Origin of the sequence: Rhizobium sp. T1470 (assembly GCF_042140505.1) — a bacterium.
GTDB lineage: Bacteria > Pseudomonadota > Alphaproteobacteria > Rhizobiales > Rhizobiaceae > Rhizobium > Rhizobium favelukesii.
The window spans coordinates 286,074-306,226 of the sequence record NZ_CP148092.1; the positions used below are offsets into that span (position 1 = coordinate 286,074).

Below are 20,153 nucleotides of genomic sequence, written 5' to 3' on the forward strand. Positions count from 1 at the left end.
TTCCCCTTTTTGGTGTTTTAAAATTCCACGGTCGAAAGAGCGGCCTCGGCCTCGGCAAACAGTCGGGCTTCGTCGAGGCCCGCGAATTCGCCTTTCTGCCAGACGATGCGGCCGTTGATCATCGTCAAGTCGGTCGGCATGCCGATGCCGACCTTGGCCATTAGGCTCAGCGGATCGTGGCGTGTGCCGACATAGTCCATGCGCCGTGTGTCGATTGCAAAAAGGTCAGCGGCCATACCCGGTGCAAGTCGACCGATGTCGCTGCGGCCAAGCAGGGCCGCGCCGCCTGTTGTTGCATAGCCGAGGAAATCGACCGGAGGCGGAACCGGGTGGAGGCGCGTGGATGCCGCCAGGCACTGCAGCATGTAGGCTGAGTGCAGGCAATGCATCAGATTTGAATTGTCGTTGGAGGCTGCTCCGTCGCAGCCGAGCCCCACCCGAAGGCCGAACGCTGCCATGGCGGGGATGTCCGTCACTTCGGCGCCAACCAGATAAACCGGCTCTGGGCAATGAGAAACACCGGTGCCGCTTGCAGCCATTTTGCGCAGTTCGTCATGTGTCAGTTCCCAGCAATGGGCATAGAAGGCATCGGGGCCGGCAAAGCCGAGTTCCGCTAAGTAGTCGACCGTGCGCATTCCGTGCCGCGCCGCCATGACCGGGCTCTCGCCCTCGCCAACATGCGTGTGCATCTGGACGCCGCGATCGCGCGCCAGCGCGACCGATTGGACGAAGGTCTCACGGTAGCAATTAACCGGCTGGCAGGGGGCGACCACCACCTGGCGCATGCTGAAGGGGCTCGCATCGTGATAGCTGTCGATCAGGCGTGCACAATCACCAATGAATTCGTCCGTCGTTTCGAGCATCTGATCCGGAATGGTCGAGCCCTTAGACTTCGGCAAGGTATTGCCGCCACGACCGGCGTGAAAGCGCATCCCGAGACGTTCGGCTGCCTCGAACTGGCGGTCGATCAGCCGTTTGCCGGCATGTCGCGGGAAGCAATATTGGTGGTCGAAGGCCGTGGTGCAGCCATGCTTGATCAACTCGGCCATCGCTGTGAGCGAGGCGTGGTAGAAGCAATCCTCGTTGAGCCGCGAGAAGACCGGATAGATGCGGTCAAGCCACTCGATAACCGAAAGCTTCGTCCAGTCGAGATCAGCGCGATTGCGCACGAAGCACTGGAAGAAGTGATGGTGGGTGTTGACGAGCCCCGGGTAGACGAACCAGCCGGCGGCATCTTGTGCGATTGTTCCGACCGGCAACTCGCTTTGGCCAAGATCTTCGCCGATCGCCTGGACCGCCCGGCCGTTTGTCAGAATGTCGACATTGCGTTGGACTGTCGGGCCCTTGCCCTCGTTAACGATCACAGCCGCGCAGTTCTTCAGGAGATAGCCGGCCATGTCACTCCTCGCCCGACCCGATCTGAGGTTCGGGCTTCAGCTCGTGCAGTCGGTGGATGCCGGGCATCTCGATGAAGGCGTTAAGCGCGCGGATTGCGCGCGACCAGAGGCGGATTGCGGGATAGGGATCGAGTGAAACGCCACCGTCCGGCGCGAGCGCCACGTAGGGGAAGCAGGCGATATCGGCGACTGTCGGATGGCGTGATGCGAGAAACGGCATGCCGCGCAGCTTCTGTTCGACGAGCCCGGCTTCCAACTCGCGTAGCGCCGTAATCCCCTGTGCCTGGAGGACGGCAATATCCCCCGGACGCAGTAGCATCTCATGCAGACGCGCGCCGCCAAGACTTGCCGTCAGCCGGTGCGAAAAGGAAAGCCACTGCTGCACGCGGGCGGCTTCCTCGGCCGTGCCGCCGCCGAGCCACTCTGGAGCACTCCTTGCCGCTAGATAAACAAGCATGGAAGACGATTCGGTCAGGATCAGCTCGCCGTCCTTGAGGATCGGTATGGAGCCTGCAGGGTTAATCGCCATGAGCTCGAGCCCGCGATGCTCGGCGCCGGGATGAAAATCCACCGGTCTGATATCGAGCTTGACGCCCGTCAGTGCCGCCATCAGACGCACTTTGTAGCAGCTGGGCGAAAGGATATAATCGTAGAGCTTCATTGCGCCACCAACTGTGCGCCATAGGTGTAGTCGTGGCGTTTCAGCCAGCGTCGGTAAGCGACCGACGTCAGGTCGGCTCGCGTCGGGATTTCCATACCGGGGTCGAGTGGCAGAAGAGGCGGGATCTGGTTTTCAAGGATCGACCGGTCCTGGAGAAAGATCGTCTGCTGGAAGTGGATGAGATCGGTCATCGGTGTGACATCGTCGAACAGCGCCATCCATGGCCAGACGTCGCACAGATCTTCAGCGAGCGGTTGCACGAAGAGCGTGATGACGTCCCATTCGCTGGGGCGCGGCGGGCAGGTCTTGTAAAGCACCGAGCAGGTCGGAGCCGGCACCCGGTACATGTATTCCGTCGTGATGCCGCCGCTTGCCGATTTTGCAGCCTGTGGCTGGTAGAACTTCACCTGTGTTGCCCAGACTTCGTCCTTTCGGATTTCGACCCTGTAGTTCTGCACCTCGGTGTGCGGTTCGGCCCCTAAGATGTCGGTATGCACGAAGGGAAAATGCGCGATGTCGAGAAAGTTCTCCACGGCGCGAAGCGGCGAACACCGCACGCGAACGACGCCAACATCGACAAATCGGCGACCAGGCTGATCAGCCTCGGGGATCGAAAACAGGTCCTTTTGCGGGGCGCCGAGAGAGGACCAGACGTGGCCATAGCGAACGCAAACGGGCAGGGGGCGCCGATCGCTTGAGGTGACTGTAGCGCTGCCGCCGTCGCGTGAGACTTCGATCGGTTCGCCCATCAGAGCGGTCTTGTACGCCTTGCCGTCGAGCTGGCTGAAGAGGCTGACCGGATACCACTCGTCGAGCATCGCTCCTTGTGCCATCACGCAAGCCCTTTTGTTTCGACGTCTTCGGCCACGCGCCGGACGGTCTCGGCGGCCCGGGAGGCCAAGATGCGTTCGCAAGGCGTGGCATCGCCATTGAGAAGAACATGAACGAGCGTCTGGGCCTGCGCCTGTGCGACAAGCAAAAGTGACATCTCTTTCGAATGCCGCGCGGTCCTGAGAAGGCCGTCGGCGCCCGTCTTTTCGCCGGCTGCGGCTTCAATGGCGGCGATGCCGGCATCAGCCGTCAGCGAGCGCAGAGGCAAGAGGCCTTGAAATCGCGGTGGCCCGTCGTCCCGCTCTCCAACAGCGACCCAGATCACCCCGCCGGATTCTTCGACCTGTTGTGTTGCGACGCGGATCGTCTGCGGCGGAATGAGGCCCGGATGGGCCGGAATGCGCAGACAGTGTCCGGCCTGTGCATAACTCCAGCCGTGATAGATGCAGGACAAAGCCTCGCCGCGGACAAAGCCATGGGACAGGCGCATGCCACGATGCGGACATCGGTCCGCCGATGCAGATGCACGCCCTGCCTCGCTTCTCCACAGCGCGATCGATCCGGCCGGTGTGCGTGCCGGCATTACCGTTCCCGACGGCAGATCCGCGGAAAGGGCGACTGGCGTCCAACAGCCCGTCGTATCGGGTGGCATGGCTAAACTTTCACAATATTATCAATGTCTTGCCAGTTGCAAACGCGACGCCAAAGGCGGGCGGCCTGCTCCAGACAGCCCTCACGTTTGCATAATTATTTCGCATTGGCAACGCTGATTAAATAAAGGGCAGGGGATAATTCTGCGGCTGCGCAACTGTCAATCTGCGTCGCTGCCGACCGGTGTGCGAAGGATCGTTTCGACCCAGACGTCGATCGGCCCGAGACAGCAGCCCATCTCCATCATGTCGATCAGTTCTGTCGGCCCGGTGACCTCCAGTTCGATCCGATCGGCGCTCGTATGAGATATGGCCTGCGACAGCCCAAGCTTTGCCGCGTGGCGTTCAATCCATGGAATGAAGGAGGCGGCATCAAGATCACCAAGGATCGTCATCCGTTCCTGCGATGGGCTTTGATGTTCTTCGGTCATGAAGGTCTCGCGGGCTTGCCTCTGGTGATAGCATAGCGCCGAAAAGAACTTGCGAAAGCCCCGTGATGCTCTTGTCACCGGTTCCAGCTTCATCTGGGGGCGACGTGCACCTGCTAAATTTCGTCACGATCAGCTGCTTTAGGAAGGGTTCTCGCATTGATGGCGGCGGTCTTTGCGAGCGGCGGTCTTGGCATGTGTCGGCGGCGTGGAAGCCATGCCTTGTCTTGATAGATGTCAATATCCATTTTGGTGTGAGGCGGTCCTCGCCGCTAATACCCGCCAATGAGAGAGGCCAATGAGAGAGATTGTGTAGCGGCTGGACGATCCCATCGCAGTCATGCGCGCTAAGGAGATCTCGATGCAGGAACCTGGCAAGACGCTTGACGAAATGACATTGCGCGAACGCTCCGACATCATGTCGCTGGTCGCCGAAGCGCTGGAAGAAACCGCCGGGCAGGCGCGAGAAATCGGCGACATCAAGTATGCCGCCAACTCGACCTGTCTTGCAAAAACGATCCGCGGCCTGGCCAGCGACCTTTCACCGCTGGAGCTGAAGGCGGCCACCATTCTACTCGAGCAAGGCATCTCGCTCGTCGCTTCGTTCGAGGACCGGGCGCGATCTGAAAGCAGTTTGCATTAGTGGGCTAAGGTGCACCGGGCCGTTCGGCGTCTGAGATCGTAGTCAGAACCAGTGGCTATCCGATCCCGAAGGGAGCGCGCGAGATGGGTGTGTGAATTTCGCGCTTTCGATGCAATCTTGTCCTGCCTCGTGCCGCAAGCAGCCTGTCCATTTCATGCTGGCTGCTCCCGAAACTGGTCAGCAACCGTCGCGCTTCACCCTTGTCGAGGCAGTATTGTTTTTGCAGTGTGGCCGGCGAGTACGATGTTTCAAGCAATTCGTCGCGCATGGTGTCTCCTTTCAGCTAGGAAACGATCGGCTGCAAAGGGCCGTTCCGTCACTGAATGAAACCGCGTGTAACCATGTGGTGAAGTGAGACGCGGTGAACGCATCACGATGATTGCGTTTAAGGGCGCTATTTTTCCACAATCTGCCACCTCTCGCGTTCGAGCGTCTAAGCTGCCTGGTGCTGTTAACGTGCGCTCTTGGAAACTGCGGCTTTGAACTCTAGACTTGGCCTGCGGCCGGAACAGGCGGCAGACCAAGGGAAGGGAGGAGCCCAGGTTCGTGAAGCAGCGATTTCGTGTCCTTGTAGGGCTCTGCCTGTTATTGGCCGTTTGCTATGCTGCCACCTTTCCCGGCAGAGAATTGGCGACGCGAAGCTATATGGACGAGGCCTCACTGCAGGCCGGCTCCGCCTTGCGCCTCGCTGTCTCGGCACTTGCCGGGCATCTGAGCCGATACGAACCGCTCCCGGAGCTAATCGCCGACCACGACGATATCAAGCAACTCGTCAGTGACCCCGATAATCAGGCTCTGCGCGATAAAGCAAACACCTATCTGAAAGAGATCAACAGCCTGCTTGAATCATCCGACATCTATGTGATGAGGATGAATGGCGATACCATCGCCGCAAGCAATTATGATGGCCCGACGAGCTTCGTGGGGGAGAATTTCAGCTACCGACCCTACTTCCAGGATGCTGCAAAAGGCAGTCAGGCGCGGTTCTACGCGCTCGGCACCACCTCGCTGAAGCGAGGCTATTACTTCGCCTCGCCAATTCGGGTGAGTGAAACTATACGCGGCGTTATCGTCTTTAAGGTTGATATCGATTCGATCGAGGCGTCGTGGAAGGGCGGAGAGTACAAGATATTCGTGTCCGATCCGGAAGGCATCATTTTCATGACCGGCAGCCCGGAGTGGCTGTATTCCGGCATCTTGCCACTGACTGAGGAGCGCCTTGAACGCACCCAGGCATCGCGTCGCTATGCCGAGGCCGTGTTGAAGCCGCTTCCAATGAGCGAGCAGCATATGGGAGGTCATCGCCTGATCACGATTGCCGACGGTGGCGCCACCAGGGAATATCTGACCCTTTCTCACTACATGAACGACGCAGACTGGACCGTCAGTGTCCTGATGGACACGAGTTCCGTGCATGCACAGGCACGGACAATGCTCATTGCGGTCCTGCTTTCCATCGGCCTGTCGGGGCTGGTTGTCGCGATCGTGTTGCAGCGTCGCGCACGCGCGCAGGAGAGAATGCGCATGCAGATCGATGCGCGCAGTGATTTGGAGCAGCGTGTCGAAGAGCGAACCGCTGATCTGGCACGTGTCAATCAACGCATCAAAGAGGAAATCGGCGAGCGACGGCTGACGGAACGCAAGCTCCGCCAGACGCAGGCCGATCTCATTCAGGCAGGAAAGCTTGCTGGCCTCGGGCAAATGTCAGCGGCATTGTCGCATGAACTCAACCAGCCGCTTGCTGCCGCCAAGACCTATGTGGACAGTGCCGCGATGCTGATTGCGCGCAATCGCGTTGATGAGGCCCGTGACAACCTTTCTCGCATCTCCGCTCTGATCGACCGGATGGCGTCGATCAGCCGGCACCTGCGCAATTTCGCGCGCAAGCCCAACGAGAAGATAGGTCCAGTTTCGCTTGCGGCCGTAATGGCCGATACTCTTGAAATCGTTTCTGCACGCCTGAAAGTGGCGGACGCGACGCTCGTTGTCGATCTCGGCGAACCATCTGCCGCCGTGCAGGCAGGCTCGGTGCGCCTGCAGCAGGTTCTTGTCAACATCATCACCAATGCCGCTGATGCGGTGGAGGGTTTTGACGACAGGCGGATCCATGTCGTGGCCGCCAGCGACGGTGCCAAAGTGATCCTGACTGTGCGCGACCACGGGCCAGGTGTTGCCCCATCGATTGCCGATCGAATCTTCGATCCGTTTTTCAGCACGAAGGGCGTTGGCCGCGGCCTCGGGCTGGGCTTGTCGATCTCCTACAACATCATCAGGGATTTCGGCGGCAGCCTTTCGGTTGTCAACGCACAGGACGGCGGCGCCGAATTCCGGATTGTGCTTGATGCCGCGCCGGCAATCAGCGAGGCGGCCGAATGAGCGGCAGCCGGATACTTCTGATAGACGATGAGGAGGAGATGCGTCGCTCTTCTGCCCAGGCACTCAGCCTGTTTGGGCTGGATGTCGTTACCTTCGCCAATGCAGAACCGGTGTTGGAACGTGTCGGATATGGCTTCGACGGCGTGGTGATCAGCGATATCCGGATGCCCGGCATGGATGGCATGACGCTCTTGCAGCGCATACGCGAGATGGATTCCGAGATACCGGTCATCCTGGTGACGGGACATGCGGACGTGCAGCTCGCAGTCAGCGCAATGCATGCCGGGGTCTATGACTTTGTCGAAAAGCCGTTCGCGGCCCAGCACCTTGTTGGCATCATCCGACGCGCGCTGGATCGGCGCAGCCTGGTTCTCGAGAACAGGCGTTTGCGTGCTGTGGCCGGCAAACGCGACGACATCGAGGCTCGTCTGCCGGGACGCACGCAGGCCATGGTGGATCTGCGCTATCGGCTGCGAGCCATTGCAGCCACGGATGCCGACACGCTGATCATCGGTGAGACGGGCGCCGGCAAGGAAGTCGTCGCCCGTGCGCTGCACGACACCAGTGCCCGGGCCGACAAGCCGTTCATCGCGATCAATTGCGCAGCCTTGCCCGAGACCCTGATCGAGAGTGAATTGTTCGGACACGAAGCCGGCGCTTTTCCCGGAGCCCTTCGACCGCGATATGGCAAGTTCGAGCACGGCCGTGGCGGCACGATCCTGCTCGACGAAATCGGTTCGATGCCGTTCGATCTTCAGGCGAAATTCCTGCGTGTCCTGCAGGAGCGCATTATTACCCGTTTGGGCTCCAACGATCCCGTATCGCTCGACGTGCGCTTCATCGCCACGAGCAAGGTCGATCTGGAGACGGAAGTGGCGCGTGGGCACTTTCGCCCTGACCTCCTTTACCGTCTCAACGTCGCGACCATTCACGTGCCCTCGCTTGCGCAGCGACAGGCAGATATTCCGCTGTTGTTTCTCCAGCTGGTTCGAGAGGCGGCGGCCCGCTACGGGCGCAGCGACATAGAGGTACGGCCGGAGACGATGGGCAAGATCGGCTCGCGAAGCTGGCCGGGCAATGTGCGCGAATTGCGCAACGCCGCCGACCGACTGGTTCTCGGTCTCGACCTGCAGCCCGAGGACGCGGCTTTGCAAAACCGAAAGCTCGCCGACAGGGTCGCCGCTTACGAGCGTGGCCTCATTGCCAGCGCGCTTGCCGCTCACGGAAGCTTGCGTCCGGTTTACGAGATGCTCGGCATTTCGCGAAAGACCCTCTATGAGAAGATGCAGAAATACGGGCTTGAGAAAGGCGGGGCGGGTGATGACGAACTCGAAGCGTGATGGGTGGAAATCCACCCATGATTCCGCCCGTTTGTCCCCTTTCCTACCCATCTTGTGCTATATGATGCAGGAAAATGCGACAAGCAGCACCTCGCCCGGTTGTCGGGCGCATTGAGCGCTCCACAGTAACAGTTGTGACCGGGGCGGGGGGAGCTGCTCCGGCCGGTTACTGGGAGGATGAAATGAAAATATTGAATGCCTTGTTGGCCATGACGGCCGTAGCCGCCGTTTCGCTCATGTCAGGGTCCGCAATCGCTCAAACGTACCCGGAACGGACCATCACGATGGTCGTTCCGTTCGCCGCTGGCGGCCCGACGGATACTGTGGCCCGTCTCGTGGCCGAGTCGATGTCGAAGGATCTCGGCCAGCAGATTGTCGTCGAAAATGTCGGCGGGGCCGGTGGCACGCTCGGCGCAGGCCGCGTCGCACAGGCAGACCCGGATGGCTACACGGTGCTCCTGCATCATATCGGCATGGCGACAAGCGCCACGCTTTACCGCAAGCTTGCCTATGACACTTTGAACTCCTTCGAATATGTGGGCCTCGTGACAGACGTGCCGATGACCATCGTTGCGCGCAAGGATTTCGAGCCGAGCGACCTCAAGGGCCTCGTCGAATACATCAAGGCCAACAAGGATAGCGTTACCGTTGCCAATGCGGGCATCGGCGCGGCTTCCCACCTATGCGGCATGATGCTGATGAGCGCGATCCAAACGCAGTTGACCACGGTTCCTTACAAGGGCACTGGCCCCGCAATGACCGACCTGCTCGGCGGCCAGGTCGACATCATGTGCGATCAGACCACGAACACGACCAAGCAGATCCAGGGTGGCACGATCAAGGCTTACGCCGTCACCTCGCCCGCACGCCTGAAGGTGTTACCGGATGTGCCGACTGCCGTCGAAGGCGGTCTTGCCGATTTCCAGGTCGGTATCTGGCACGGGATTTATGCCCCAAAAGGCACGCCGGCAGATGTGACCGAGCGGCTGTCGAAATCGCTGCAGGTTGCGCTCAAGGATCAAAACGTCGTTGCCCGCTTTGCCGAACTCGGCACCGAGCCGTCGCCGGACGCTGACGCGACACCGGCGGCCCTTAAGGCCAAGCTCGAAACCGAGATTGCCCGCTGGAAGCCGGTGATCGAGGCGGCGGGCCAGTACGCCGACTAAGCACTGTCGGTTGCCGCCCGGAATGCGTTTCGGGCGGCGCTGTTGCGGCAGCACCTGGCTGCCCTTGCCGTTTGTGCGGCAATGTCTGGATTTTTGGTGCCGTGACAGCAGGGACATGACGGCAACCGCCACAGGGGGAGATATGAAATCATTGACATTCGACAGCACCAATGCCCTTTGCGGCGCGCTCTTCATCGGGCTCGGCTGTTTCTTCATTTATCAATGCCTCAACCTTGAACTCGGCACTGCGCTGCGAATGGGCCCGGGCTATTTTCCGCTGCTGCTTGCTGTCGTCCTGACATGTCTTGGCCTGATCGTGCTGATCCAGGCGACACGGGTCCAGGGCGAACCGCTTGGCCCGATCGCATTGCGCGGAATGGCCTTTATCCTGCCAGCACCCATCGTCTTTGGATTGACGGTGCGCGGTCTCGGTTTCGTGCCGTCGCTGTTCGTCGTGGCGCTTATTGCGGCTTTCGCTTCCTCACGGATGAAGGTGCCGCTGGCGATTATACTTGCAGCCGCAATAACCCTCTTTTCGGTCGCCGTCTTCAGCTACGCGCTTGGCTTGCCATTCGAGCGCTTCGGCCCTTGGGTCCGGTTCTAGGAGGCGTCGATGGATCTCGTCAGTAATCTCGCCCTTGGCTTCACCACCGCTGCCTCGCCCGAAAACCTTCTCTTCTGCCTGATCGGCGTGCTGCTTGGCACCTTGATCGGCGTCCTGCCGGGAATCGGGGCGACTGCGACCATCGCGATGCTGTTGCCAATCACGTTCCAGCTCGAGCCGGTTTCCTCGCTGATCATGCTTGCCGGCATCTACTACGGCGCCCAGTACGGCGGCTCGACCACGGCCATTCTTATCAACATGCCGGGCGAATCTTCCTCGGCGGTGACTGCCATCGATGGCTATCAGATGGCCCGTCGCGGCAGAGCAGGGGCAGCACTGTCGATCGCGGCACTCGGCTCGTTCTTTGCCGGCACCGTCTCGACCTTTCTTGTGGCGATCTTCGCAATCCCTTTGACCGCGCTTGCCCTTAAATTCGGCGCCGCCGAGTATTTCTCGCTGATGATCGTCGGGTTGGTTTCCTCGGTTGCCCTTGCACATGGCTCGATTGTCAAGGCTCTCGCGATGGTGGCGCTCGGGCTGCTGCTCGGATTGGTCGGGACGGATATCTACACAGGAACGCCCCGCTTTACCCTCGGCATTCGCGAATATGCCGATGGTCTGAATTTCGTTGCCGTTGCCGTTGGCGTGTTCGGTGTTGCCGAAATCCTGCGCAATCTGGAGGGCGAGAAGACCCGAACGGTATTGATGGCCAAGGTCAGCGGTCTGTGGCCGACGCGAGAGGAATTCCGGCGGATGATCGCACCGGTGCTGCGCGGCACGGCGATCGGGTCGGCACTTGGCATCCTGCCGGGTGGCGGTGCCATCCTTGCCGCCTTTGCGTCCTATACGGTGGAAAAGCGCATCTCCGACCGTCCGCAGGAGTTCGGTCACGGGGCGATTGCCGGTGTTGCAGGGCCGGAATCGGCCAACAATGCCGGCGCCCAGACCTCGTTCATTCCGCTGTTGACGCTGGGGATCCCGGCAAATCCGGTGATGGCACTGATGGTGGGCGCCATGATCATTCAGGGGATCGTGCCAGGTCCGAACGTGGCGAGCGAGCAGCCGGCGCTGTTTTGGGGGATCATCGCCTCGATGTGGATCGGCAATCTCATGCTGGTTGTCCTCAATCTACCGTTGATCGGCCTTTGGGTGAAATTGCTGACCATTCCCTACTACGTGCTTTTTCCGATCATCATGGCCTTCTGTTCCGTCGGGGTCTACAGCGTCAATAGCAACGTTTACGACCTCTACGCAGTCGCCTTTTTCGGGCTGGCGGGCTACCTGCTGGTCAAGCTGCGCTGCGAGCCGGCACCATTGCTTCTTGGCTTTGTGCTGGGGCCGCTGCTCGAAGAAAACCTGCGGCGCGCCATGATCCTTTCCCGCGGCGATCCGATGACGTTCGTGACGCGTCCGATCAGTGCCATCCTGCTGCTGATTGCGCTCGCTGTCCTGCTGGTCGTGTTCTTGCCGTCGGTAAAAGCCAAGCGCGAGGAGGTCTTCCAGGAAGAAGACTGAGCAAACGGGGTGATCGCATCACCTTGACAAACAGACCGCAACGAGGAGGAATTTGGATGACGAGACTGACCCTGACGCGTCGAGACACGCTTGCTGCAGGCCTTTCCTTGGCAGCGACGCTGGTGGCTGGATCACCATCGCTTGCGGCGGATTTTCCTAATCGGCAGGTTACGATGGTCGTGCCATTTGCGGCCGGCGGATCGACTGACGTCGTTGCCCGCATTCTCGCGCAGAAGATGTCCGAAGATCTCGGCCAGCAGGTGATCGTGCAGAACGTGGCAGGTGCGGGCGGAAATCTTGGCGCCGACAATGTCGCACGGGCCGATCCGGATGGTTATACGATCCTGATGGGGACGGTTGCGACGCATGCGCTCAATCCGCTAATCCTGAAGTCGACCCCCTACGATCCCGAAAAGGATTTCGCCCCGATCTCGCTGTTGGTTCTGGTTCCCAACGTTCTCGTCGTCAATCCCGCACTGCCGGCCAAAACACTTGCCGAACTGGTCGCACTCCTCAAGGCCAATCCGGGCACTTACAGCTATGCCTCGTCCGGCAACGGCACGCCGCTGCATCTTTCCGGAGAGCTCTTCAAGGCAATGGCCGGGGTGGAGATGGAACATATCCCCTATAAGGGCTCGGGCCCGGCCTTGAACGATGTTCTGGGCAATCAGGTTCCGATCATGTTCGACAACCTGCCGTCGTCGTCCGGCCATATCAAGAGCGGCACGCTGCGGGCGCTTGCGGTCACCACCAAGCAGCGCGCCCCGTCCTTCCCCGATGTGCAAACGGTTGCCGAGACCGTTCCGGGCTACGAAACCTATACCTGGAACGCGCTGTTTGCGCCCGCCGGCACCCCGGCAGACGTCGTTGCTCGTTTGAACCTGGCGGCCAACAAGGCGCTCGCCGATCCAGGCGTTAGCAAGCGCATGGCCGAATTCAGTGCCGTTGTCGTGGGTTCGACGCCCGAGCAGCTCGGCGCACATGTAAAGGCGGAGATCGCCAAATGGACCCCTGTCGTGCGCGACGCCAAGATTGAACTCGAATAGGCACTGCCAAATCTCAGGCGAGCGTTGCCGAGTGGATGGAGTGAGCGACAGCGATCGTCGCTCCATTGGCCAAGCGCGAGGAGCGGAGCCTTTGACCGGCTGAACCTGGACGCCGCTGCTTTCCAATCGCAGTGGTGATCGACATTTGTCGCGACGCCAAAACCGCATCACCATCGATAAGCGATACTTATCGGCAGTGAGGCGTGGCCTGCAGTATCCTGTTGGGTGGCGGAATCAAATACTATCATAGCTTCTGGTTAATGGCGGATTTACCATAACTTCAATACGTTATGATTCTACAAAACTGCCCATAGGCTCCCTGCTGTGTAACCGGGGCAAATTTGTTGGCAGTGCCGATTTTGTGTTCACTCCGGCTATGTGTCTTTCCACAGTCGGAGGCGGGGACATCGCGCAACGGGCGAAATGCGCTCATTTTGGACATTGCGATCACCGACGATGCCGCTAACATTTGCTGATTCCACGATAGAGCGATGCCGCCCATCTGCCGATTGAACAGAGCACAGCCATGAAGCCTATTGTCCTGATCGCAGCTATCGATGCCGGCCGTGCCATCGGCAAAGGCAACGATATTCCATGGCACATCCCCGGCGAACAAAGAGCTTTCAGGGAAGTGACAATGGGCAATGCTCTGATCATAGGACGCATGACCTATCTCTCGCTACCCCGTCCGCTTCCGGGTCGGCATTGCATCGTGCTATCTCGCTCGTTCGCTTCCCAGACTTCTGAGGTGCGCTCGGCTGCGTCGGTCAGCGAGGCACTTTCATTGGCGTCGGAATTGCCGGGTTCAGAGATCATCATTGGTGGTGGTCAGGAGATTTATGAGCTCTTCCTTCCGCTCGCCGAGCGGATTCATCTGACCGTGCTGGACACTGTATTCGGTGGTGACCGCTTTTTCCCATTCGTTCCTGAGGACGAGTTCTCAATTTGCGCTGAAGAGCGAGTTGAAGGTGCGATACCTTACACGCGCCGCATCTATGAACGCAGCTCCGGATTCCCGAATTCGCGTGACAAGGTTTGATCCCGCGTGATTGGTGATGCAGATGGCGACCGCCGGGGCGCGCAGGATCCTTGGGCGCTCAGGCCTTTGCCGCGACCAGGGCGGCCAGCGGCGGAGTAGCCTGGCCATCGAGGCCGAGGCGGTCGCCGAGATAGTGCCAGAACGACAGACCGAGCTTCCTGCAGGTCTTCATTAGCCCAAGCATGGTGTCGCGCGCGACGCGGCCATCGCGGCTCATCGTGCCGCCGGAGATCTTTCGCTTGGTGACGAAGCTGCGCAGATCGTTCTCCGACGCATTGGTGTGCAGCGGAATGCCCGGCCGTTCCAACACCTTGAGCAATTTCATCCTTTCGGCGAGAGAGACGAGCCAGAAGCTTGTCGAGGTCATGATAGCCGGTGCGCAGCGAGAAGATGCGCGCGAAGCGTTTGTGGAATGCGGCGGCAAGGCCGCGCGAGGGCTTTCGCCTGACGCTCTTCAGCGTCCGGTAGAACCGCCACACGAGATCCCGCACGAAGAATTTGTCGAAGACATGCAAAGAGCATTTGCGGATCGCGTTCAGCCTTTTGTGGGTCGATCTTGGCTCATGCGCGAACCGTTTGAGGATTGTGGTTGAGCATCTTCTGGACGACCTTGGTATCACGCGCGGAAAAGGCTGGTGGAACGGATCAAGATGCTGGCTCGCCCGATCATCAGGAAGCGCTTGACGCTCTGAGACACGTTGGAAATGTAGGCAGTCACGAAGGACGTCAGGATTTCACCACGTTGATCGATTGCTTCGAAATTCTCGAGCTAGCACTTGAAGACCTTATAGATACCCGCAGGACAAGGCTCAGCGAAACCGCTCGAAAGCTCGTGGAAGCGAAAGGGAAGGGCGTGTCAGCACCGACTTTGTCATAACGTTCCGCCATGACGAACGCTTTGAGGATGGCGCGCGGTGCTGCGGCAAGCGTAAGATCTGCGCGCGGCGCCCAAAATCCCGCGGCCCTGCTCGTATGGATACGAGTTGGCTGCTTAAGCTGCCGAATTGCTGCACGCAGTATATCGAATGCGGAGCATATTTAGTTGTATTCGAACCGCTCTGCCGGAGCAGATCTCCCGCAGAGCGGTTTCAATTTAGCGCGCGCCGGCCTGACGCATTTGCGCCGGCAGAGTTTCCCACGCCCGGATCAGTTCGCCGATGGAGGCGGCCTCCATCTTGTGCATGACATTGCTGCGATGCAGCTTGACGGTCACTTCACTAATGCCGAGATCGAAGGCGATCTGCTTGTTAAGACGTCCATGCACCACTTTATACAGCACCTCGCGCTCGCGCTGCGTCAGCGTCTCAAGATGTTCGATATTGCGCCTGGCGATCATGGCTTCCGCCCGTCGTTCGGCATCCATCGCGATGCCCGTGGTCACAGCGTCAAGCAGTGTCTGGTCCCGCACCGGCTTGGTGAGAAAATCCACCGCGCCGGCCTTCATCGCTTGGACGGTCATCGGAATATCACCATGCCCGGTCAGAAAGATGATCGGCTTGGGGTTGCCGTTTTCCGCCAGCTGCTGCTGCAAATGGAGACCGCTTGCGCCGGGCATGCGCACATCGAGTATCAAGCAGCCGGGGCTGTCCAATATATCGGCGTCAAGCAATTCGCGGGTCGAGGCAAAGCTGACCGGCTGGAGGCCCGCTGACAGGATCAATTCCGCCAACGCTTCCCGAATAGATGCATCATCATCGACAATAGCGACAAGCGGCTGATCCTCTTCATTTCTGCGCTGTGGTGATAACGCCGCCGAACTCTGCAGCAACGGTTGGTCAACTCTCATGTCACCCTCCATCTCTCGACTTGTGTAACGCATTGGCGATGGCCGTGAGCAGCGCCTGGGCATCGAAGGGTTTGCGAAAAAAACCGCTGATGCCTTGAGCACGGCTCTGATCCGCTATTTCGTGGCGGCCCGTGACCAGGAATACCGGCAGTTCCGGACGTGCCTTCTTCACGACGTCACGAAGTTCAAAGCCGTCTATTCCAGGCATCCCTATATCGGTGATGAGCACATCCAGGTCCGATAGTCCGTTGACGAGCAACGATGCTGCCGACGAGAAGCTGCGAGCCACATAGCCCGCAGATTCCAGAAGATTGCCCACCGACTCAAGCATTCTTGGATCGTCATCAACAATTGCCACGACATGTCTTGTCTTGTTCATGTTCAATTCCCTCCCACTCTGCGCGAATGGGTAATCGGTGTTTCCAATCTCTCTGCTATACGCACGAGATCGGCGAGCGACGCCGCCGCCATTTTCTGCATCACGTTCCTTCTGTGGATTTGCAGCGTGACTTCGCTGATCCCCAGCTCTGCTGCCGCCTGCTTGTTGAGAAGACCACTCACGACGAGCGGCAGGACCTCGCGCTCTCGCGGTGTCAGCTCCAGGTAGCGTTGTCTCAGCATGCGGAGTTCAGCGCGTTCCAACCTCTTTTGCCGATCCTCGGCAATCGCTGCATGGACCGCCGCCATTAGATCCGCATCGCTAAAAGGCTTGGTCAGGAAATCCACCGCGCCGTGCTTGATCGCACGCACCGAAGATGGAATGTCGCCGTGCCCTGTGATGAAGACGATCGGCGGATGAGCCCCATCCGCGATCTGCTTCTGCAGGTCGAGGCCGTTGATATCAGGCAATTCGATATCGAGGATGAGGCAGGCAGGTACGTCTGGCTTATCCGCGTTCACATAGTCGCCCGCAGATCCAAATGCGACAGCGCGCATGCCATGCGAGTCCAAGAGCTCGCAGAGGGCCTCTCGAATTCGTTCATCGTCATCTACGATGAAGACAATATGATCGGTTTTCATGGCACGGCCTTCATTTCAACCGGCAAGGTGAAGATGAACGTCGCGCCATGCGGTTCGTTGTTCTCCGCCCACAATCGTCCGCCGTGTGACTCGACAATCGAACGGCAGATCGCCAGCCCCATGCCCATCCCGTCTTCTTTTGTCGTAAAGAATGGCTCGAAAATTCTGTCGGGAAATTCAATACCCTGGCCTCGATCGCTGATATCAGTCTGGATGACATCCCCCATATGGCGCATGCGTATCCCCAGCACTCTGTCGCCTGCAATAGAGTCCATTGCCTCCATGCCGTTGCGAATGAGATTGATCAGAACCTGCTGGATCTGGACGCGATCCATGGCAACGAGCGGAAAGTCGCCGTCGATCTTCACCTCCATCCGCACGCGACGCCGTGACGCTTCAACAGCCACCAGGCTCCGTGCTTCGTTGATCACGCTGGCGAGTGCCGTATGGATCCTCGTGTCCAGGGATTGCTTGAACAAGGCGCGAATGCGGCTGACAACATCAGCCGCCGAGTTGGCATCCCGAATGATGTGCTCTACCGTTTTCTCCGCTCGCTCGATATTTGGCGGTTCGGACATGAGCCAGCGTTGGCAGGCGTGCGAGTTTGCAACGACGGCCGCCAGGGGCTGGTTCACCTCGTGCGCGATAGAAGCCGAAAGCTCAGAGAGGCTCGCTGCCTGGCTTGCCCGGGCAAGGCTCTCTTGCGCAAGACGCAACTTTTCCTCCGCCTGAACTTCGCCGTCGATATCCAGGCAGATGACATTCCACTGAACGATCGCACCTCCGGCGTTACGCATTGGCGCAGCACGCGTCTCGACCCAGCGATATTCGCCATCGAAACGCCGCAGGCGGTGTCTGCGCGCATATGGCTCGCCCGTAGTCAATGAATACGCATAGTTCTCTTTGACGCCAGCGACCTCGTCAGGATGAACGCCGGCATCGAGTGTGCCGGCCAATCGGGACTTCCCCGTTCCGTCCAGGTCTTCGAGCTTATATCCGAGGAAATCGCGGAGTTGAGGGTTGCGATAGAGCGGCTCCCCATCCGGCGCGGCGCAATCGATCATTACGGGCAGTGTTTCAACTAGCTGCCAGAGCGACCGTTCTCTCTCGCGCACCTCCTCCTCGATGCGCAGTTGATCGTCGATGTCATGCGAGAGGCCGTACCACTGGACGATCCGCCCGCTCTCGTCCCGCAGGGGCTCCGCACGCCCCGACATCCAGCGATAGACCCCATCTGCACGACGCAGGCGATAGTTCAGCGAAAAGGTCTCGCCGGTGGCGAAGGAGTGGTCGAGCGCTTCCGCCAGTCGGACCGCATCATGGGGATGGACGAGAGCCGCTATGGCTGCAGCTAGCCCGCTCATTTCCGACCCATCGTAATCCCCTACATCCAAACCGAGGAACTCGATCATGCGCTTGCTGAAGAAGACCGGCTCGCCCGCCGGGCTTAGCCGCCATAGCAGGCTCGGAACCAAGTCGACGAGCTGCGAGAATTCGCGTTCCCGGTTGCGCAATGCCACCTCGGCCTTCTTGCGCTCTGTGATATCGATGAAGCCGACCAGACTCTTGTCGGCAACCGCACCGGGGCGAGCGGTCGTGAAAAGGACATCGATGACGCTGCCGTCCATGCGCGCCACCCTGGTCTCTTCCTGAAAGACTTCCTCGCCACGATATCGCGCCTCGATGGAGCGGCGTATGGTGGCAATGCTCGGTTGCCAGTAACGGGCAATCGGCCCGAGCATCTCTCCGGCATCCTTTGCGCCGAACATCGCGATGATATGTTGGTTGACTTCTTCAACCTCCAGAGCATCCACCGCACGCGGCAGGAATTCGGGATGTTCGTCGATGTAGGTTTTGAGTTCCGTCACACCCTGTGCCCGCAACTCCTTGAATAGGGGAATGAGCTTGCTTGCATCCACCTGGGTGAGTCCGATGGGCATATAGTGGAAGAGGTCGCGGTAGCGGCGTTCGCCTTGCTGTAAGGCCTCCTGCGCAGTCACGAGATCGTGGATATCCACGCTGACCCCGTACCAGTGGACAATCGCACCGGTATCGTCGCGCAACGGCTCTGCCCGGGTCTCAGTCCAACGATAGCTGCCGTCGATCCGCAGCTGACGATACCTCTGAACGTAGGGGGCACCCGTTCTGAACGAATCGCTGACGTCCTGCCGAGCCGCGTCTCTGTCGTCCGGATGGATCACGCTCAGGGACGGCGAACCATCGGGCGCGGTAATATCCTCGAGTGTAGCGCCCGTTACATCCCTGAACCGCTTGTTGATGTAGATCGGCGTTCCTTCGGGTGTAGTGGCCCAAATCAGAGCCGGCACCGCGTCGATCAACTGCTGGAGCTCCTGTTCCCGCTCTTGCGACGCCTGCTGCGCGCGCACCTCTTCATCGATGTCGATGGCGGCCGCGTACCATTGCACGATTACTCCCTTTTCATCCCGCAATGGTTCGGCGCGGCCCTCCATCCAGCGATAGACGCCGTCCGCGCTGCGCCGGCGATACCTTATGGTATAGCGTTCACCGGTGGCCAGCGCATGTTTGAGCACCTCTCGCATGCGCGGTCCATCCTCAGGGTGGACGGTTGCACCGATGAGTGCCGCCAGGCGGCTCACCTCCGGCTTGTCCCAGGCCGCGACATGGTCGATGCCGATGGATCGCAGGGTGCGCTTGCTGAAGAAAGTCGGCTCGCCATCGGGCGACATGCGGCCAATATGTACCGGAACCATATCAACGATCAGCGACAGCTCGCGCTCACGCTCGCGCAGCGCCTCCTGCGCGCGAACTTCGTCGTCGACGTCGACATTGACGCCGTACCATCGCAGGATAGCACCGGACTCATCTTGCAGAGGCGCAACTCGGGCCTCAACCCAGCGATAGACCCCGTCGTGCCGAATTTGCCGAAGCCTCAGGCTGTAAGGTTGTCTGGTAACAAGCGAGTCGGCCAATGCCTGTGCTGCCCTTTGCTTGTCTTCAGGATGGATCAAATTTAATGAAGCAATGCCGTCAGGCGCTCTCATATCGGCAAGGGTAGCGCCCACAATTTCTGTGAACTGCTTGTTCACGTAGTCCGGCTTTCCTTCGTTCGTTACAGTCCAGATCATGGCCGGCACAGCGTCGATCAGTTGTTGAAGCTGCCGCTCACTGCGCCGCACTGCCTCCTCGGCCTGCATCTGGTCCTCGACATCGTGACCGATGCCATACCACTGGGTGATGCTTCCAGTCTGATCCCTCATCGGCTCAGCACGGCTTGACATCCAGCGATAGACGCCGTCGGTCCGCCGCAGTCGATAGCGCATGGCGAACGTCTCGCCAGTGACAAGACAACGTCTCAAGGTGTTCCTGAGCTCAAACGCATCATCGGGATGAATGACGGTTCCAATGACAGCCTCCAACCGGCTCATGCCCGGTTTGTCGGCATCACTGACGTCCAGACCGAGGAAATCGACCATGCGCCTGTTGAAGAAGGTGGGCTCGCCGTCGGGCCTCAGACGCCAAACGTGGCTCGGGACCATATCGACCAGTTGCGAGAGCTCCTGCTCCCGGTCGCGCAAGGCCTCTACGCTTTGGCGCAACGTAAACATCGCCAGTTGGTGCTGCCGGGATATCGCGGCCACGATGAGCGCTGAAAATGCCGAGATCGCCAGA

General features: G+C 59.6%; 19 protein-coding genes. 9 read left to right on the plus strand and 10 right to left on the minus strand.

The window, feature by feature from the left end:
• Positions 1 to 17: 17 nt before the first annotated feature.
• The 5 genes from WGT02_RS22445 to WGT02_RS22465 all read right to left on the minus strand — a co-directional run bounded on the left by WGT02_RS22445 (position 18) and on the right by WGT02_RS22465 (position 3,970).
• A complete protein-coding gene (locus WGT02_RS22445) occupies positions 18 to 1,397 on the minus strand; it encodes an amidohydrolase (RefSeq protein ID WP_024317243.1) in 1,380 nt (459 codons plus the stop codon).
• 1 nt (position 1,398) lies between these two features.
• Positions 1,399 to 2,058 (minus strand): glutathione S-transferase family protein, encoded by a 660-nt coding sequence (locus tag WGT02_RS22450; protein ID WP_024317242.1) that lies wholly within the window; start codon positions 2,056 to 2,058, stop codon positions 1,399 to 1,401.
• Positions 2,055 to 2,891: an aromatic ring-hydroxylating dioxygenase subunit alpha gene (locus WGT02_RS22455; RefSeq protein ID WP_024317241.1), complete on the minus strand. Its 837-nt coding sequence runs from the start codon at positions 2,889 to 2,891 to the stop codon at positions 2,055 to 2,057. Before WGT02_RS22455 ends, WGT02_RS22450 begins: the two co-directional genes overlap by 4 nt.
• Positions 2,891 to 3,541: a Rieske 2Fe-2S domain-containing protein gene (locus WGT02_RS22460; protein ID WP_024317240.1), complete on the minus strand. Its 651-nt coding sequence runs from the start codon at positions 3,539 to 3,541 to the stop codon at positions 2,891 to 2,893. Before WGT02_RS22460 ends, WGT02_RS22455 begins: the two co-directional genes overlap by 1 nt.
• A gap of 159 nt (positions 3,542 to 3,700) precedes the next feature.
• Positions 3,701 to 3,970, minus strand: a complete 270-nt coding sequence (locus WGT02_RS22465; RefSeq protein ID WP_208246893.1) for an acylphosphatase — start codon at positions 3,968 to 3,970, stop codon at positions 3,701 to 3,703.
• 358 nt (positions 3,971 to 4,328) lie between these two features.
• On the opposite strand from WGT02_RS22465, the gene WGT02_RS22470 reads away from it, so the two are divergent.
• The 8 genes from WGT02_RS22470 to WGT02_RS22505 all read left to right on the plus strand — a co-directional run bounded on the left by WGT02_RS22470 (position 4,329) and on the right by WGT02_RS22505 (position 13,696).
• Complete coding sequence (locus WGT02_RS22470; protein ID WP_024317238.1) at positions 4,329 to 4,610, plus strand: hypothetical protein; 282 nt, start codon at positions 4,329 to 4,331, stop codon at positions 4,608 to 4,610.
• A 546-nt stretch (positions 4,611 to 5,156) separates the two neighbouring features.
• Complete coding sequence (locus WGT02_RS22475) at positions 5,157 to 6,986, plus strand: sensor histidine kinase (protein ID WP_024317236.1); 1,830 nt, start codon at positions 5,157 to 5,159, stop codon at positions 6,984 to 6,986.
• Positions 6,983 to 8,326 (plus strand): sigma-54 dependent transcriptional regulator, encoded by a 1,344-nt coding sequence (locus WGT02_RS22480; protein WP_208246895.1) that lies wholly within the window; start codon positions 6,983 to 6,985, stop codon positions 8,324 to 8,326. The genes WGT02_RS22475 and WGT02_RS22480 overlap by 4 nt, the downstream gene beginning before the upstream one ends.
• Before the next feature lie 182 nt (positions 8,327 to 8,508).
• A complete protein-coding gene (locus tag WGT02_RS22485) occupies positions 8,509 to 9,492 on the plus strand; it encodes a tripartite tricarboxylate transporter substrate-binding protein (protein ID WP_208246896.1) in 984 nt (327 codons plus the stop codon).
• Between the two features lie 142 nt (positions 9,493 to 9,634).
• Positions 9,635 to 10,096: a tripartite tricarboxylate transporter TctB family protein gene (locus tag WGT02_RS22490; protein ID WP_007800836.1), complete on the plus strand. Its 462-nt coding sequence runs from the start codon at positions 9,635 to 9,637 to the stop codon at positions 10,094 to 10,096.
• A gap of 9 nt (positions 10,097 to 10,105) precedes the next feature.
• Positions 10,106 to 11,611: a tripartite tricarboxylate transporter permease gene (locus WGT02_RS22495; protein ID WP_024317233.1), complete on the plus strand. Its 1,506-nt coding sequence runs from the start codon at positions 10,106 to 10,108 to the stop codon at positions 11,609 to 11,611.
• 56 nt (positions 11,612 to 11,667) lie between these two features.
• Entirely contained in the window at positions 11,668 to 12,657 is a 990-nt protein-coding gene (locus tag WGT02_RS22500) for a tripartite tricarboxylate transporter substrate binding protein (protein WP_208246897.1), read from the plus strand.
• Between the two features lie 526 nt (positions 12,658 to 13,183).
• Positions 13,184 to 13,696, plus strand: coding sequence for a dihydrofolate reductase (locus tag WGT02_RS22505; RefSeq protein ID WP_208246899.1), 513 nt, complete (start codon positions 13,184 to 13,186; stop codon positions 13,694 to 13,696).
• Between the two features lie 58 nt (positions 13,697 to 13,754).
• Here WGT02_RS22505 and WGT02_RS22510 read toward each other — a convergent pair whose 3' ends face one another.
• Positions 13,755 to 14,063 (minus strand): transposase, encoded by a 309-nt coding sequence (locus tag WGT02_RS22510; protein ID WP_225040001.1) that lies wholly within the window; start codon positions 14,061 to 14,063, stop codon positions 13,755 to 13,757.
• A 243-nt stretch (positions 14,064 to 14,306) separates the two neighbouring features.
• On the opposite strand from WGT02_RS22510, the gene WGT02_RS22515 reads away from it, so the two are divergent.
• A complete protein-coding gene (locus tag WGT02_RS22515) occupies positions 14,307 to 14,573 on the plus strand; it encodes a DUF4145 domain-containing protein (protein WP_375679634.1) in 267 nt (88 codons plus the stop codon).
• A gap of 216 nt (positions 14,574 to 14,789) precedes the next feature.
• Here the strand turns inward: WGT02_RS22515 and WGT02_RS22520 are convergent, their stop codons facing one another.
• From WGT02_RS22520 to WGT02_RS22535, 4 genes are read right to left on the minus strand one after another with little or no spacing between them, the layout of a single operon-like run.
• Positions 14,790 to 15,482: a response regulator transcription factor gene (locus tag WGT02_RS22520; RefSeq protein WP_024317229.1), complete on the minus strand. Its 693-nt coding sequence runs from the start codon at positions 15,480 to 15,482 to the stop codon at positions 14,790 to 14,792.
• Position 15,483: 1 nt separating this feature from the next.
• The gene (locus WGT02_RS22525; protein ID WP_024317228.1) at positions 15,484 to 15,861 is read right to left on the minus strand and encodes a response regulator transcription factor; all 378 of its coding nucleotides are present in this window, start codon (positions 15,859 to 15,861) and stop codon (positions 15,484 to 15,486) included.
• A gap of 2 nt (positions 15,862 to 15,863) precedes the next feature.
• Entirely contained in the window at positions 15,864 to 16,502 is a 639-nt protein-coding gene (locus WGT02_RS22530) for a response regulator transcription factor (protein WP_208246901.1), read from the minus strand.
• Positions 16,499 to 20,089, minus strand: a complete 3,591-nt coding sequence (locus WGT02_RS22535; protein WP_263623116.1) for a PAS domain-containing protein — start codon at positions 20,087 to 20,089, stop codon at positions 16,499 to 16,501. The genes WGT02_RS22530 and WGT02_RS22535 overlap by 4 nt, the downstream gene beginning before the upstream one ends.
• Positions 20,090 to 20,153 lie beyond the last annotated feature (64 nt).